The organism is Pseudomonas sp. ICMP 3272, assembly GCF_001466905.1.
GTDB classification, from domain to species: domain Bacteria; phylum Pseudomonadota; class Gammaproteobacteria; order Pseudomonadales; family Pseudomonadaceae; genus Aquipseudomonas; species Aquipseudomonas amygdali.
This window is the reverse complement of the sequence record NZ_LKEK01000044.1, coordinates 35,288-50,237: the sequence shown is the minus strand read 5'-3', so window position 1 is coordinate 50,237 and position 14,950 is coordinate 35,288. Positions and strand designations below refer to the sequence as shown.

Here is a 14,950-nt window from a genome sequence, read left to right as displayed (position 1 = left end):
TCGCTTCACCGGAATAGAGTGCGGGCCATTCTAATCGCCAGGGCCGGCTTTGTCTTGACAAGGCTCACCGGCAACGCTTTCTTGGATGCAGGCGGGTCTATATAGTTGCGCCGCATTTCATCTGATCATCAAGGAAGCCTGCATGGCCAAGATAACCGTTGAACGCCGGCACGCACTGGGCCGGGAAAAGGCTCGCGAGAGGGCCGAGCAACTGGTCGAGAAGCTTTCCGACAAATACGGGCTGGCCCACGAATGGGCAGGCGATACCGTAAAACTGGAAGGCAAGGGGGCCAAGGGCAAGGTTGAAGTCGAAGAGGCGTTGATCCGTATCAACATCGAGCTGAACTTCATCCTGTCGGCCATGAGCGGCTCCATCAAGACTGAAGTCGAGCGCGTCCTGGATAAAGCACTGGCCGCCTGAATCTTCGCCCTAGGGTGAGCATTCTAATTTTTCTCCGTAACGTTGCGCTTATGCCCATAGCTGGGCGGTTCCTTCAACTTTCGAGCATGAGGTGCACCATGGCCAGAGCGAACACGAAGAAAAACATCGAAGACCAGCAATCCTCCACGCTTTCCGACGTCAGGCTGTATGCCCGCAAGATCTGGCTGGCCGGTCTGGGAGCCTATTCCAGGGTCAACGAAGAAGGCACACAGTACGTCAGGGACCTGATCAGGACTGGCGAGCAGGCCGAAAAGGAAGTCGTCAAAACGGTCGATGAGAAACGTCTTGCGGCCAACAGCGAAATCGACTCGATCAAGGGCGAGGTGTCTTACGCCAAAGGTCGTGTAGAGGCGCAACTCGGCAGAATCGAGAGTGCTTTCGACCGTCGTGTCGCAAAAGCCTTGAACCGCATCGCAATCCCGTCTAAACATGATGTTGACACGCTCTCTGCCAAGCTCGACGAGCTGACGGCATTGCTTGAACGTGTCGTGCCTAAAAAGCTTGAACGCTCCGGGTCGAAACGATTCGAACGTTCAGAGTCTGGACAATAAGGAGAGCAGGATGGCTGGCAAGAAAAAAACCGACAAAGACGGCAGCTCATGGATTGGTGAGGTCGAGAAATACTCTCGCCAGATCTGGCTGGCGGGCCTGGGCGCTTATTCCAAGATAAGCAATGACGGCAGCAAGCTTTTCGAGACACTGGTCAAAGACGGCGAGAAAGCCGAGAAGCAGACCAAGGTCGAGGCGCAGAAGCAGTTGGATGAGGTCAAGGACACCGCCAAGACCGCCAAGTCGCGGGTCGGTGACGTAAAAGACCTCGCGGTGGGTAAATGGAATGAGCTGGAAGGGGCCTTCGACAAGCGCCTGAACAGTGCCATTTCGCGTCTGGGCGTGCCGAGCCGCAATGAGGTTCAGGCGCTGCACAGTAAGGTCGACCAGTTGACCCGGCAGATCGAGCTGTTGACGGGTGAGAAAGCCAAACCGGTCGCTTCGCGTACTGCTGCGGCCAAACCTGCGCCGAAAACTGCGGCAAAACCGCTGGTCAAGGCCGCGGCTAAAACCGTCGCCAAAACAGCGGATAAAACCGCAGCGGCCAAGCCAGCAGTCAAGAAAGCTGCGGCCAAACCGGTCGATGCAGCCAGCAAGGCCGCTGCTGCCACCGCCAGCAAGGCGAAGGCAGTTGCCAAACCGGCCGCGGCGAAGAAACCAGCAGCCAGAAAACCGGCTGCCAAGCCTGCCGCCAAGCCCGCTGCATCGGCGGCTCCGGCAACCGGTTCGGCCCCCGCTGCATCAGCCCCGACCGCTGCATCGGCAACACCCGCCAGCCAGTCCTGACAGACAGCTGCAACATCGAAGCCCGGCCTGCCAAGCAGCCCGGGCTTTTTTGATATTCCGAACACCTCTCCTGCCAATGCTTCTGGCCGAAGGCCGTGGGAGCGAACTTGTTCGCGAAGGGGCCTGTACATTCCGCGAATATGTATCGCCTGAACCACCGTTTTCGCGAACAAGTTCGCTCCCACAAGGGGTTGCGTTCAGCCTGTCGATGCGTTTTCTTATCGTGCCCGGGTTTACCTGCCCAGATACTCCATCGCCAGCTGTTCGGCTGCCTGCCTTGAGGTGGGCAGCAGGTGTGGGGTCACGAGCATCATGATCTGGTAGACCACCACCCGCACATTACCCTCGCGACCCAGAATGCGTTGGTAATCCAGTGAAAACAGCAGATTCATGGTGATCTGCTCCACCAGCTGCCCCAGCGCCTGGGTTTCGCTGACCAGTTGCCCTTGCGATTTCAGACGGGCCAGCAGTGAGGCGAGGGTTTTCTTGATCGAGTTGAGCAGGTTGCGAATGCCGCGGGCCAGCTTTGGCAGCCGTCCGGCGAGGTTGGACAGGTCTTGAAACAGGAAACGATAGTGCGACAATCGCTCGACAATCAGGTGCAGAAACATCCAGTAGTCTTCGGCCTCAAGCCTGGCATCCGAAGGCGGATCGAGCAGCGGTGCCAGCTCTGCCTGGAACCGCTCGAAAAGACTCAGAATCAACGGCTCCTTGCCATGAAAGTGGTAATACAGATTACCGGGGCTGATACCCATTTCATTGGCGATTTCCAGCATGGAAACATTGGGCTCGCCCTGCTGGTTGAACAGCGTCAAGGCACATTCAAGGATACGGTCGCGGGTTTTCATCCAGTCTTCTTGTTCACAAGTCAAAGGGTCGGCTTTGCCTGATCGGGCAGGGCGCAATCCAGCGTTTCAGCGCACATGCACATAGGTCCCGGGCGCGGCCTCCATTGGCGGATAAGTAGCGTTGCCCAACCCCATCCTGGTGTCGTGCTCGGCCCCGGAATGCTCCTGAACCCATTTCAGCCAGTTCGGCCACCAGCTGCCGTCATGATGCTGCGCGTCGTAGTACCAGGCGCGCGGGTCGCTGCTCAGCTTGCTGTTCTCGACATAGTTGGCTTTCGGGTTGCCCGGCGGGTTGAGAATGCTCTGCACATGGCCGCTGTTGGACAGCACGAAGCGCCGCTCACCACCCAATAGAAGCGTAGAACGGTACACTGCGTCCCATGGCGTGATGTGGTCGTTGATGCCAGCGATGCTGAAACTGTCCACCGTGACTTTCTGCAGGTCGATGGGTGTTCCGCAGACCTCCAGGCCGCCCGCATGGCTGAGCGGGTTGTGCTTGAAAAAGTCCAGCAGATCACCGTGCAACGCAGCGGGGAGGCGCGTGGTGTCGTTGTTCCAGTAAAGAATGTCGAACGGCGGTGGCGATTTGCCCAGCAGGTAATTGTTGATCCAGTAAGTCCAGATCAGGTCATTGGGGCGCATCCAGGAAAACACCCGATTCATCTCGCTGCCCTCCAGCACGCCGCGCTGATAGGAGCGGCGCTTTGCAGCTTCAAGGGTTTGCTCGTCGATAAACAGCGTGGCCGGGCTTTCGATCTGGCTGTCCAGCAGGCTGACCATATAGGTTGCGCTGGCCACGCGGCGGGTTTGGCGCTTGGCCTGCAAGTGCCCCAGCAACGCGGCAACGGTCAGACCTCCCGCGCAGGCGCCCACCAGATTGACCTCGCGTGCTGCGCTAATCGCCCGGCAGATATTCATCGCCTGCTCGGTCGCTTCAACATAACTGGACAGCCCCCACTCCCGATGACGGACATCCGGGTTGCGCCAACTGATGACGAAGGTCTGCAGGCCGTTCTTGAGCGCATATTGCACAAAGCTGTTGGTTGGGCTGAGGTCGAAGATGTAGAACTTGTTGATCTGCGGCGGCACGATCAGGACCGGTCGGCTGAACTGCCTTTCGCTCATGGGCCGATACTGGATCAGCTCGAACATTTCGTTGCGAAACACCACCGCACCAGGCGTGGTCGCTACGGTTCGGCCTACCTCAAAAGCGTCCTTGGTGGTCTGGCTGGGCAGCCCGCTGTTGTGCAACAGATCATCGGCCATGTGGCTCAGGCCCTTGATCAGGCTGGTACCACCCGAGTTGAACAGCTCTTTGACGGCCTGCGGGTTGAGCAGCGTATTGGAAGGGGCCAGCGCATCGTTGATCAGTGTGAACAGAAAGTGCGCCCGCGCCCGGTCTTCAGTGGACAGATCGCTGTCATCGATCCACTGCCTGACCTGATGCTGGCAGCTGAGATACACCTGCAAACCCCGGCGATAAAGCGGGTTGAGGCTCCAGGTCGGGTCGGCGAAGCGGGGGTCTTTGGGGTTGTGCGGATAGGGTGTTTCGCCCAGCACCACCACTCGTCCCAACTGCTTGCCCAGCGCCAGCGCGTGGCGAGCGCTGCGAACCGGGTGCCGTAAACCCTGGGCTGCGACGTTGCGCAAGGTAGAAAACAGGTCTCGCCCGCGCAGGCCGGTGATGGCGCTCTGCGCGTTGATGAAGTTTGTGGGTGCAGCGCTGGCAACCTTTGCCGATTTTTCTTGCATGAGGGCAACACTCCTTCGTCAGGCAACTCATGGGTTGGCGCCAGTCCGCTTGCGAAGGGGCTGGCGTCGTTCTGCGCGGTCAAAACTCCAGTGTGTTGCGCAGTGGGTGACGCTGTTTCTCTCGGGCTGTTCATATTAACGGGCGTGCTGGCGCTATCAGCGCGTTCTGGGCGGCGTTGGCTGCGGGTGCATGACTGCGCGCTGCCGTTCCTGTTGCAGAAAACCCATGATGATCGGTGCCACGGCTTCGGCACGCGTGATCAGGAACAAATGCCCGTCATCGATGATGTGTAGCTGGGCATTGGGTATCCGCCAGGCCAACAGGCGCATATTCACCAGCGGAATCAGCGGGTCGTCATCACCGGCCAGAACCAGGGTCGGCTGGTGAACCTTGTGCAGCCAGTGAATGCTGGTCCAGCCCATGCCCGCGAACAATTGCCAGTAATAGCCCAGCTTGCCGGACGAGCGCACCTTGGCAGCATGATTGGCCGCCAGATTGGGATCGCGTCGAAACGCGCCGCCGTAGATCTCCGGTGCAATACGGATCACATGCGACGGCTGAATGTAGCGGCGCGGGCTGGCCATCAACCACAGCACGCGAGGCTTGCCCGGCACCATCGCCATGCCTGCCGACGTGGCGGCCAGCACCAGTTTCTTGCAGCGCTCCGGGTAGTCATGAGCGAACTGCTGAGCCAGCGCCCCGCCCCACGAAACACCGATCGCATTGACCTGCCCGTAGTTGAGGTAATCGAGCATGCGCGCTGCGAGCTTGGCCAGTCCCGGAAAGCGATAAGGCCGATTGGGTGTCGACGAACCACCGACCCCCGGCACATCGAAGGCGATGACTTCCAGGTCCGGGTCCAGTGCTTCAACAAACGGGAACACCAGTTCCAGGTTGGCACCGATGCCGTTGAAGATCAGCAGCGGTGTCAGATGGCTCTTGCCTGGGCGCACCGCCGTACGAATAGTGTGTCCGTTCAGGTCGATGGAGCGAAAAACAAACGGTTGCGGCATGCGCTAAGCCCTGTTGATTTAACCGCCGGGAACGCACCCCGGGTTTTTTCAAGACTGACGGGTCTAACGCTCGTGAACATAGATTCCGGGCGCTGCCTCGGCTGCCGGATAGGCTTTGTTACCAAGCCCGGCAGGCGCCTTTTTCAACTTGCCCGAGCGCGTGGCCAGCCACTCTTGCCAGTGTAGCCACCAGGAATCGGTGTGCTTGGTAGCGTTTTCCTGCCAGGCCGCCGGGTCTGCTGGCAGCTCGTCGTGAGTCATGTAACGCGACTTGGGGTTGCCCGGCGGGTTGAGGATGCTCTGGATATGGCCGCTGCTGGACAGTACAAACTCGGTCTTGCCTCCAAACAGCCGTGCTGATTTGTAGCAGGAGGCCCATGGCGTGATGTGGTCATTGGTGCCGGCCAGGCAGAACACATCGGCCGTGACCTGTTTGAGGTCGATCGGCGTGCCACAGACTTCCAGCGCGTTGGCGCGGGTCAGCGGGTTGTTCTTGAACATTTCGATCAGGTCGCCGTGAAAGGCGGCGGGCAGGCGTGTGGTGTCGTTGTTCCAGAACAGAATGTCGAAGACTGGCGGCTCGTTGCCCAGCAGGTAATTGTTGACCCAGTAATTCCAGATCAGGTCGTTAGGGCGCATCCAGGCAAACACCTTGGCCATGTCACGACCTTCCAGCACACCCGCCTGATAGGAATGACGCTTGGCAGTTTCCAGGGTCTGCTCGTCGACGAACAGCGCGACCTCGGTATCCAGCGTGGTATCGAGCACGCTGACCAGCAGGGTCATGGCGTTGACTTTCTTTTCGCCCAGGGCTGCGTAGTGGCCCAGCAGCGCTGTGCAGGTAATGCCACCGGAACAGGCGCCCAGCATGTTGAGGTCTTTGCTGCCGGTGATCGCCAGTACCACATCGACCGCTTCCTTGAGCGCTTCGATGTAGGTCGACAGCCCCCATTCGCGTTGTGCCTTGGTCGGGTTGCGCCAACTGATGATGAAGGTCTGCACGTTACTGCGCAGGCAGAAGCGCGCCAGGCTTTTTTCCGGGCTCAGGTCGAAGACATAGAATTTGTTGATCTGCGGTGGGATCACCAGCAGCGGTCGCTCGTGAACCTGCTCGGTAATCGGCTTGTACTGGATCAATTCCAGTACGTCATTGCGAAACACCACGGCCCCCTCAGTGGTGCCCAGGTTTTTGCCAACCTCAAACGCGTCCATGTTGACCTGGCTCGGCATTCCGCCGTTGTTCACCAGGTCCTTGGCCAAGTGCGACAGGCCATCGAGCAGGCTTTTACCACCGGTTTCAAAGAAGCGTTTCACGGCGGCCGGGTTGGCGGCAGAGTTGGTCGGTGACATGGCCTCGGTCATGAGGTTGATCACAAAGTGCGCGCGACTGATGTCTTGCGGGGTGAGATCGCTGCCACCGATCCAGTCATGCAGTTCCTTGCGCCAGGCGAGGTAAGTCTGCAGGTAACGGCGATACAGCGGGTTCTGGCTCCAGGCCGGATCAGCGAAGCGACGGTCTTCCGGTGTTGGCTGCAAGGCAGATTTGCCGAAGATCACGTTGCCGAGTTCGACGCTAAGGTGCGCGACGTGCTTGATGCTGTGGATCGGTTGCTTGAAAGCCTGACGCAAAACCATCCGCGCGGTGCTCAGTAAATCCTTGCGCCGCAGGCCAACGACCGGGTTGAGGCCCAGGGTGTGCTCGGAAGCCTGGCGCTGCAGGTCATCGTCTTTCGCGTTACTCATCTACGACGCTCCATTGTCTTGATGCGAACACTGACATTCCTTGCCTGTGAACCAGTGACACAGGCGGTTAGCCAGCACTACTGCTCGTGTAACTCATGCCTTGCAGGCTGTTTCTCGCATCGACTTCGATGCAGGGAACTTGCCAAGGTTATTGGTTACGCGAGATTTCAAAAAATCGCAAGCAGCGTCAGCCACTCATTGGCCGCTGCGCGGAACATTGAAACAAAAACGATTAGAAAGCGCGTCCTAAAACGGCGAGCGGTGAGGCTGCACGGGTTTGAATGTTCTGTGAGGATCGCGCGGGCGGCAGGGGTCAGAGCATCAGCTTGATGACTTGCTCGGAGGGATCGCGGGATTTGCCGGCTTTTTTCAGCTCTTGCAGATAGTCCTCCCACAGGGACTCCTGGCGTCTTGCCAGTTCGTACAGGTACTCCCAGGTGAACAGTCCTGAGTCGTGGCCATCATCAAAGGTCAATTTCAGTGCATATTGCCCAGCCGGCTCGACCTTGCTCAGACCGACGCCCAGTTTGCCGAATTGCAGGATCGGCCTGCCATGGCCCTGAACCTCGGCAGAAGGGGAATGCACCCGCAGAAATTCGGCGGGCAGATGATATTCCTCATCCGGCGCGTACTTAAGCGTCAGGGTTTTGGAAGCTTTGTGCAGCTGGATGGCGGTGGGGAGCATTGAAAGCAGCCTCAAGGAAGAGCAGCTACAAGCTACAGGCAGAAGCAAAAAAGCTGCAAGGGTGGAGAACCTCTTGCAGCTTGTAGCTAAACACTTGCAGTTTTAAAGGATATACCGCGAGAGGTCTTCGTTTTCGGCCAGATCGCCCAAGTGGCTGTTGACGTATTCTGCATCGATTTCAATCGGTGCTGCGTCAGGGCTGATAGCCAGATCGCCAGCGCTAAACGAGACTTCCTCAAGCAGACGCTCAAGCAGCGTATGCAAGCGACGGGCACCGATGTTCTCGGTTTTCTCGTTGACCTGCCAGGCAATCTCGGCAAGACGCTTGATGCCTTCAGGCTTGAACTCGATCTTCAGGCCTTCGGTCTTGAGCAGTTCACGATACTGTTCGGTCAACGACGCATGTGGCTCGCTGAGAATGCGTTCGAAGTCCTGCGGCGACAGCGCCTTGAGTTCAACGCGGATCGGCAGACGGCCTTGCAGCTCGGGGACCAGATCACTTGGCTTGCTCAAATGGAACGCGCCAGATGCAATGAACAGGATGTGGTCAGTCTTGACCATGCCCAGTTTGGTATTCACGGTGCAGCCTTCGATCAGCGGCAGCAGGTCGCGCTGTACGCCTTCGCGGGACACATCGACACCGCCCGAATTACCGCGCTTGGCAACCTTGTCGATTTCGTCGATGAACACGATGCCGTGTTGCTCGACCGCTTCCAGCGCTTTGGCCTTCAACTCTTCGTCATTGACCAGACGGCCCGCTTCTTCTTCGCGTACCAGCTTGAGCGCGTCCTTGACCTTGAGTTTGCGGCTCTTGGTCTTGCCTTTGCCCATGTTGGCAAACAGGCTCTGCAGCTGATTGGTCATTTCTTCCATGCCGGGCGGCGCGGAGATATCGACACCTACGGCTTCGTTGATCTCGATTTCGATTTCCTTGTCGTCCAGCTGGCCTTCGCGCAAACGCTTGCGGAACAGCTGGCGGGTGTTGGAATCGTTGCTCTGCGCCGGGTCTTCGTTGAAACCGACACGGGCAGGCGGCAACAGGGCATCGAGAATACGGTCTTCGGCCGCGTCTTCGGCGCGATGGCGAACCTTGATGATTTCCTGTTCACGCAGAAGCTTGATCGCCGCATCGGCTAGATCGCGGATGATCGACTCTACATCGCGGCCTACGTAGCCCACTTCAGTGAACTTGGTCGCTTCAACCTTGATGAACGGTGCATTGGCGAGCTTGGCCAGACGACGGGCGATTTCGGTCTTGCCGACACCGGTCGGGCCGATCATCAGAATGTTCTTGGGCGTCACTTCAACGCGCAGCTCTTCGGGCAGTTGCATGCGGCGCCAGCGATTGCGCAGGGCAATGGCGACGGCGCGCTTGGCATCGTCCTGGCCGATGATATGGCGGTTAAGTTCGTGGACGATTTCGCGGGGAGTCATGGACATGGTAATTCACGGTCCTCTGGTACGGTGAAGCCGAAGGGGCCGCAGACTGTGCGGCCCGGCAACGGCTTAGCCGACGAGGTCCTGCTCCTCAATGGTGATGTTGTGGTTGGTGAACACGCAAATGTCGCCAGCGATATGCAGGGAAGTCTCGGCAATTTCGCGGGCCGACAGGTCGGTCTTGAGCAGCAGGGCGCGTGCGGCGGCCTGAGCAAATGCGCCGCCGGAGCCCATGGCGATCAGGCCGTCCTCGGGCTCGACCACATCGCCGTTGCCGGTGATGATCAGCGAGGCGTCCTTGTTGGCGACGGCCAGCATGGCTTCAAGACGGCTCAGCGAGCGATCGGTACGCCAGTCCTTGGCCAGCTCGACAGCTGCACGAACCAGATGCCCCTGGTGTTTTTCCAGTTGGGCTTCGAAGCGTTCGAACAGCGTGAATGCATCGGCGGTCGCGCCAGCGAACCCGGCGATTACTTCACCGTGATAAAGACGGCGCACCTTCTTGGCGTTGCCTTTCATGACGGTGTTGCCCAGAGAAACCTGGCCGTCGCCAGCCATGACGACTTTACCGTGGCGGCGCACTGAAACGATGGTGGTCAAGGGAGAGTCTCCACACTGCGGGGCGAAAATGCCCTGATGCAAACTCATATGGGGGTGTGGGTGAGTATTTCAACCTTGAGGATGAACAGCGGGGATAACTGGCAGCTGACTGCCGGAGGCATAAATCTCCGGCAGTTGTAACGGCCTCTTCGTGAGCAAGCTCACTCCCACCTGTAGCGCAGAGCGCTTTGCGCGCTCTGTTTCAGCTAGCGGCTCTGGCGCTGTTGCAACAACAGGTTACTAAATCCACCGCTTGCCAGTTGTTTCTGGGCGGTGGTCAGTTGTTCGCGGTTGCTGAACGGGCCGACCAGTACGCGGTACCAGGTTTCATCCTTCACAGTGCCTGACTCGACGGTAGACGTCTGGCCCAGCAGGATGATCTGCGCGCGGACTTTCTCGGCGTCAGCCTGTTTGCGGAACGAGCCCGCCTGCAGGAAGAACGTCGTCACCGCTGCCGGCTTGGTCGTGGCAACCGGTGGTGCTGGCGGAGGCGTCAGGCCGCTGAGTGCTGCCTGGGCGCGTGCCGTGTCGATCTTGGCAGCCTGTTCCGGCGAGACCGGTGCGGTCGGTGCCACAGGCGGCGGGGTCTTCTCCGGCACGGCTTCGTTCGGCACGATTACTTCCGATTCCGGCAGCAATGTGTAGAAGTCGTACTTCGGCTTGACCGGAGCCGTCGGGCTCGGTGGTGTTTTATTCGCCTCGGCGATCTTCGCGGCCTTGGCGTCCGCCTTGACCCGCTTGACGTCTTCGCCGCCCGGTTCAAGCTTCATCAGAAAGACCACGAACGCGCCCACGGTCAAGCCAATCGCCAGCCACAACCATCCTGGAATCGGCTTCTTCGCGGGTGCCTGATAACGGCTGGCGCCCCGCTTGGGTGCCGGTTTCTTCTTTGCAACTGCCAACTTACATACGCTCCAGAGTTTCCAGACCCAACAGGTCCAGGCCTTGCTTGAGGGTGCGGCCGGTCAGGGCAGCCAGACGCAGACGGCTTTGCTGCTGATCGGGATTTTCCGCACCAAGGATCGGGCAGTTTTCGTAAAAGCTCGAAAACAGACCCGCAAGGTCATACAGGTAAGCACAAAGTACGTGCGGTGTGCCTTTTTCTGCGACGTTATTCAGTGTTTCAGTGAACTGCGCCAGACGTGCAGCCAGTTCCTGCTCTTGCGGTGCTGCCAGGACAATCTGGCCCTTGCTGGCGTCAAACGCGCTGCCCAGCTTGCGGAATACACCGGCCACACGGGTGTAGGCGTACAGCAGATAAGGCGCGGTATTGCCTTCGAAGCTCAGCATCTGATCGAAGTTGAAGCTGTAATCGCTGGCGCGGTGCTTGGACAGGTCAGCGTATTTCACCGCGCTGATGCCCACGGCCTTGGCGATACTGCGCAGCTCGGCCTCGGCGACTTCCGGGTTCTTTTCCTTCACCAGCGTGTAGGCACGTTCTTCGGCTTCATCGAGCAGGTCGATGAGCTTGACCGTGCCGCCGTCGCGGGTCTTGAACGGGCGGCCATCGGCGCCGTTCATGGTGCCAAAACCCATGTGTTCCAGCTGCATGCCGTCGTGGACAAAACCTGCGCGGCGAGCGACTTCGAATACCTGCTGGAAGTGCAGGGCCTGACGCTGATCGACGAAATACAGCACGCGGTCAGCCTTGAGCACTTTGCTGCGGTCGCGGATGGCGGCCAGATCGGTGGTGGCATACAGGTAGCCGCCACCGGCCTTCTGCACGATCACCGGCAGAGGCGTGTCATCGGCGGTGCGGAATTCTTCGAGGAACACACATTGCGCGCCGTTACTCTCGACCAGCAGGCCAGTGGCTTTCAGGTCGTTGACCACATTGGCCAGGTCATCGTTATAGGCGCTTTCGCCCATCACGTCGGCCGGGGTCAGCTTGACGTTAAGGCGCTCGTAGGTCTCCTGGCAGTGCGACAGCGAGATGTCCTTGAAGCGCGTCCACAGCGCCAGGCACTCGGCATCGCCGGCCTGCAGCTTGACCACCAGACCACGAGCACGCTCGGCGAACTCTTCGGACTCGTCAAAGCGCTGCTTGGCGGCGCGGTAGAAGTTTTCCAGGTCGGACAGCTCGTCGCTGGTCGCCGGTTTTTCCTGCAAATAGGCCAGCAGCATGCCGAACTGGGTGCCCCAGTCGCCCACATGGTTCTGGCGAATGACTGTGTCGCCCAAGAACGTCAGAACGTTCGCCACGCCGTCGCCAATAATGGTCGAGCGCAAATGGCCAACGTGCATTTCCTTGGCCAGGTTGGGTGCCGAAAGGTCGACCACCACACGCTGCCCGGCACCCGCCTTGCGTACCGACAACTGCGGGTCGGCCAGGGCTGCGTCGAGGCGCGAAGCCAGTGCGGCAGTGTTCTGGAAGAAGTTCAGGAAGCCCGGACCGGCAATTTCGACCTTGCTGACCTGCTCGTCGGCAGGCAGGGCGGCGATCAGCTTTTCAGCCAGGTCGCGCGGCTTCATCCCGGCAGGCTTGGCGAGCATCATCGCGATATTGCTGGCGAAATCGCCGTGAGTCTTGTCACGGGCGTTTTCCACCTGGATCGCCGGCGTCAGCCCTTCTGGCAAGACGCCCTCGGTGACGAGACGGGTCAGGGCTTGTTGAATCAGCTGGCGAATGGTGTCTTTCATTGTGCTCTCTTCGACCGCAAGCGCGGTGGCGCTTCGATGCGCGGGTGGAAAAACTCCGCATTATCCGTTGCTCAAGCCTGCTTGCCAACGGCGTGACTTAATAAAGATCCACCGGGTCCACATCCAGCGACCATCTGACCTGTCGTCCGCTGGGCATTTGCTCCAGCGCGAGCAACCAGGTGGCAAGTAATTTGTGCAGTGGCGCGCGTGCGCTGGACTGCACCAGCAGTTGCGCACGATAACGCCCGGCGCGGCGTTCCATCGGTGCCGGAACCGGGCCCAGCAGCTCGATGCCGCCCAGGCCCATTTGCGCAACCAGTTGCTCGGCGTCACTGCAGGCCTGATCGAGAAAGGCTTCGGCCTGCCCCGGCTTGTGTGCTTCGGCGCGCAGCAGGGCGAGGTGCGAAAAAGGTGGCAAACCAGCCGAGCGGCGCTCGCTCAAGGCCTGCTCGGCAAAGGCGAAATAACCCTGCTCGGTCAGCTGGATCAGCAACGGGTGTTCGGCCAGATGAGTCTGGATGATCACCTTGCCCGGCTCTTCGGCGCGGCCGGCACGCCCTGCAACCTGCACGATCAACTGCGCCATGCGCTCGCTGGCCCGGAAGTCACCGGAAAACAGCCCGCCGTCGGCATCCAGAATCGACACCAGCGTTACCCTTGGGAAGTGATGCCCTTTGGCGAGCATTTGCGTACCCACCAGAATGCACGGCTGGCCGCGCTGGATGGTCGCAAATAACTGATTCATGGCGTCCTTGCGCGAGGTGCTGTCGCGATCCACGCGCAGCACGGGGTAGTCCGGAAACAGAATCGCCAGGCGCTCTTCGGCACGTTCGGTGCCCGCGCCTACCGGGCGCAAATCCACTTTGCCGCAGGACGGACACTGGCGCGGTACACGTTCGACATACCCACAGTGATGGCAGCGCAGCTCGCCCGAGCGCTGGTGCACGGTCATGCGCGCATCACAGCGCTGGCAGCCAGACATCCAGCCGCAGTCGTGACACAGCAAGGTGGGTGCGAAGCCGCGACGGTTAAGGAAGACCAGCACCTGCTGACCTGCCGCGAGCGTCTGGCCGATGGCCTGTTGCATCGGCCCGGAGATGCCGCTGTCCAGTGGCCTGCTCTTGACGTCCAGGCGCATGAAACGCGGCTGTTGCGCACCGCCTGCGCGCTGGTTCAGGCGTAGCAGGCCGTAGCGTCCGGTGTAGGCGTTGTGCAGGCTTTCCAGCGAAGGCGTGGCCGAGCCGAGGACAATCGGGATGTTTTCCTGACGCGCCCGCACCAGTGCCAGGTCGCGGGCGTGATAGCGCAGACCTTCCTGCTGTTTATAGGAGCCGTCGTGTTCTTCGTCGATGATGATCAGGCCGGGGTTCTTCATCGGCGTGAACAGTGCCGAGCGCGTGCCGATAATAATGTCGGCTTCGCCATCGCGAGCCGCCAGCCAGGCATCCAGTCGTTCGCGGTCGTTGACTGCCGAATGCAGCAGCGCGATGCGGGCATTGAAGCGCTGTTCGAAACGCGCCAGGGTTTGTGGCCCCAGGTTGATTTCCGGAATCAGCACCAGCGCCTGTTTGCCGGCCTCAAGCGTTTCGCGGATCAGTTGCAGATAGACTTCAGTCTTGCCGCTGCCGGTGACGCCAGCCAGCAAAAACGCATGAAAGCTGTCGAACCCGGCACGGATCGCTTCGTAAGCAGCGCGCTGCTCGGTGTTGAGCGGCAATTCAGGCTGGGCCAGCCAGTGTTCATGGCGTGCGCTGGGCGCGTGACTGCGCACTTCAACGTATACCAGCTCCTTGGCCAGCAGCAGGTTGAGGCTGTCTTTATTAAGCATCAGCTTGCTCAGCAACTGATGCGCCACGCCATGCGGATGCTGGGCGAGGGTGGTCAGCGCTTCGCGTTGCTTGGGCGCTCGCGCGATGCGCGGGTCATCGACGCTGGCACCCGGTGCAACGTGCCAGAAGCGTTCCTGGCGGCTTTCGGCCAGTTCGCCCTGACGCAACAGCACCGGCAAGGCCCAGCTCAGCGTGTCGCCCAGGCTGTGCTGATAATACTGCGAGGTCCACAGACACAGCTTGAACAGCGCGGGCGGCAATGGCGCTTCGCTATCGAGCAGGGCAATGGCCGGTTTGAGCTTGTCGGCAGGCACTTCGCTGTGATCGACCACTTCCACCAGAATGCCGATCATTTCCCGTCGCCCGAACGGCACCCGCAGACGCATGCCAGGCTGCAAGGCGCTGCGCGACACACCCGCAGGAGCGCGGTAGTCGAACAGGCGGCGAAGCGGCGAGGGCAGGGCAAGGCGCAGGATGGCGTCGGGCACGCGGTGTTTCCCTGTGATGATGAGTGATGACGGAGGCGCGATCTTAGCAGACGACCGGTGTGAAGGTTCGCTTGCGTCGTTGCAATTGTCTGGTACTATCCGCAGCCTATTTCCGTGCGGTATTCAACAATAGTGTT

At 59.8% G+C, this 14,950-nt stretch carries 13 protein-coding genes; 3 read left to right on the top strand and 10 right to left on the bottom strand.

From position 1 onward, the window contains the following. The first annotated feature begins 142 nt into the window (after positions 1 to 142). From AO068_RS09975 to AO068_RS09965, 3 genes are all read left to right on the top strand, one after another. On the top strand, positions 143 to 421 hold the full coding sequence (locus AO068_RS09975) for a polyhydroxyalkanoic acid system family protein (RefSeq protein WP_058408277.1): 279 nt from the start codon (positions 143 to 145) through the stop codon (positions 419 to 421). A gap of 98 nt (positions 422 to 519) precedes the next feature. Continuing rightward, positions 520 to 993 carry a phasin family protein gene (locus AO068_RS09970; RefSeq protein WP_005778662.1) on the top strand — a complete coding sequence of 158 codons (474 nt, stop codon included), beginning with the start codon at positions 520 to 522 and terminating at the stop codon, positions 991 to 993. 10 nt (positions 994 to 1,003) lie between these two features. After that, on the top strand, positions 1,004 to 1,777 hold the full coding sequence (locus AO068_RS09965) for a phasin family protein (RefSeq protein WP_058408276.1): 774 nt from the start codon (positions 1,004 to 1,006) through the stop codon (positions 1,775 to 1,777). Between the two features lie 233 nt (positions 1,778 to 2,010). Here the strand turns inward: AO068_RS09965 and AO068_RS09960 are convergent, their stop codons facing one another. The 10 genes from AO068_RS09960 to AO068_RS09915 all read right to left on the bottom strand — a co-directional run bounded on the left by AO068_RS09960 (position 2,011) and on the right by AO068_RS09915 (position 14,813). Then, positions 2,011 to 2,625, bottom strand: a complete 615-nt coding sequence (locus AO068_RS09960; RefSeq protein WP_058408275.1) for a TetR/AcrR family transcriptional regulator — start codon at positions 2,623 to 2,625, stop codon at positions 2,011 to 2,013. A 66-nt stretch (positions 2,626 to 2,691) separates the two neighbouring features. After that, the gene (gene phaC, locus AO068_RS09955; RefSeq protein ID WP_058408274.1) at positions 2,692 to 4,377 is read right to left on the bottom strand and encodes a class II poly(R)-hydroxyalkanoic acid synthase; all 1,686 of its coding nucleotides are present in this window, start codon (positions 4,375 to 4,377) and stop codon (positions 2,692 to 2,694) included. Positions 4,378 to 4,533: 156 nt separating this feature from the next. Beyond that, positions 4,534 to 5,391 carry a poly(3-hydroxyalkanoate) depolymerase gene (gene phaZ / locus AO068_RS09950; protein ID WP_004654231.1) on the bottom strand — a complete coding sequence of 286 codons (858 nt, stop codon included), beginning with the start codon at positions 5,389 to 5,391 and terminating at the stop codon, positions 4,534 to 4,536. A 63-nt stretch (positions 5,392 to 5,454) separates the two neighbouring features. Then, the gene (gene phaC / locus AO068_RS09945; protein WP_058408273.1) at positions 5,455 to 7,134 is read right to left on the bottom strand and encodes a class II poly(R)-hydroxyalkanoic acid synthase; all 1,680 of its coding nucleotides are present in this window, start codon (positions 7,132 to 7,134) and stop codon (positions 5,455 to 5,457) included. Positions 7,135 to 7,447: 313 nt separating this feature from the next. Next, positions 7,448 to 7,819 (bottom strand): gamma-butyrobetaine hydroxylase-like domain-containing protein, encoded by a 372-nt coding sequence (locus AO068_RS09940; RefSeq protein WP_002551642.1) that lies wholly within the window; start codon positions 7,817 to 7,819, stop codon positions 7,448 to 7,450. Between the two features lie 102 nt (positions 7,820 to 7,921). Next, complete coding sequence (hslU, locus tag AO068_RS09935; protein ID WP_002551643.1) at positions 7,922 to 9,259, bottom strand: ATP-dependent protease ATPase subunit HslU; 1,338 nt, start codon at positions 9,257 to 9,259, stop codon at positions 7,922 to 7,924. Positions 9,260 to 9,325: 66 nt separating this feature from the next. Then, positions 9,326 to 9,856: an ATP-dependent protease subunit HslV gene (gene hslV / locus AO068_RS09930; RefSeq protein WP_002551644.1), complete on the bottom strand. Its 531-nt coding sequence runs from the start codon at positions 9,854 to 9,856 to the stop codon at positions 9,326 to 9,328. Positions 9,857 to 10,062: 206 nt separating this feature from the next. Next, the gene (locus AO068_RS09925; RefSeq protein ID WP_002551645.1) at positions 10,063 to 10,758 is read right to left on the bottom strand and encodes an SPOR domain-containing protein; all 696 of its coding nucleotides are present in this window, start codon (positions 10,756 to 10,758) and stop codon (positions 10,063 to 10,065) included. A gap of 1 nt (position 10,759) precedes the next feature. Continuing rightward, positions 10,760 to 12,496 (bottom strand): arginine--tRNA ligase, encoded by a 1,737-nt coding sequence (argS, locus tag AO068_RS09920; protein ID WP_058408272.1) that lies wholly within the window; start codon positions 12,494 to 12,496, stop codon positions 10,760 to 10,762. A gap of 97 nt (positions 12,497 to 12,593) precedes the next feature. Then, the gene (locus AO068_RS09915; protein ID WP_058408271.1) at positions 12,594 to 14,813 is read right to left on the bottom strand and encodes a primosomal protein N'; all 2,220 of its coding nucleotides are present in this window, start codon (positions 14,811 to 14,813) and stop codon (positions 12,594 to 12,596) included. Positions 14,814 to 14,950 lie beyond the last annotated feature (137 nt).

Excerpts from the sequence above, each read along its gene's own strand:
- AO068_RS09975 (WP_058408277.1), top strand. The coding sequence starts at position 143 with ATGGCCAAGATAACCGTTGAACGCCGGCACGCACTGGGCCGGGAAAAG.
- AO068_RS09970 (WP_005778662.1), top strand. The coding sequence starts at position 520 with ATGGCCAGAGCGAACACGAAGAAAAACATCGAAGACCAGCAATCCTCC.
- AO068_RS09965 (WP_058408276.1), top strand. The coding sequence starts at position 1,004 with ATGGCTGGCAAGAAAAAAACCGACAAAGACGGCAGCTCATGGATTGGT.
- AO068_RS09960 (WP_058408275.1), bottom strand. The coding sequence starts at position 2,625 with ATGAAAACCCGCGACCGTATCCTTGAATGTGCCTTGACGCTGTTCAAC.
- phaC (WP_058408274.1), bottom strand. The coding sequence starts at position 4,377 with ATGCAAGAAAAATCGGCAAAGGTTGCCAGCGCTGCACCCACAAACTTC.
- phaZ (WP_004654231.1), bottom strand. The coding sequence starts at position 5,391 with ATGCCGCAACCGTTTGTTTTTCGCTCCATCGACCTGAACGGACACACT.
- phaC (WP_058408273.1), bottom strand. The coding sequence starts at position 7,134 with ATGAGTAACGCGAAAGACGATGACCTGCAGCGCCAGGCTTCCGAGCAC.
- AO068_RS09940 (WP_002551642.1), bottom strand. The coding sequence starts at position 7,819 with ATGCTCCCCACCGCCATCCAGCTGCACAAAGCTTCCAAAACCCTGACG.
- hslU (WP_002551643.1), bottom strand. The coding sequence starts at position 9,259 with ATGTCCATGACTCCCCGCGAAATCGTCCACGAACTTAACCGCCATATC.
- argS (WP_058408272.1), bottom strand. The coding sequence starts at position 12,496 with ATGAAAGACACCATTCGCCAGCTGATTCAACAAGCCCTGACCCGTCTC.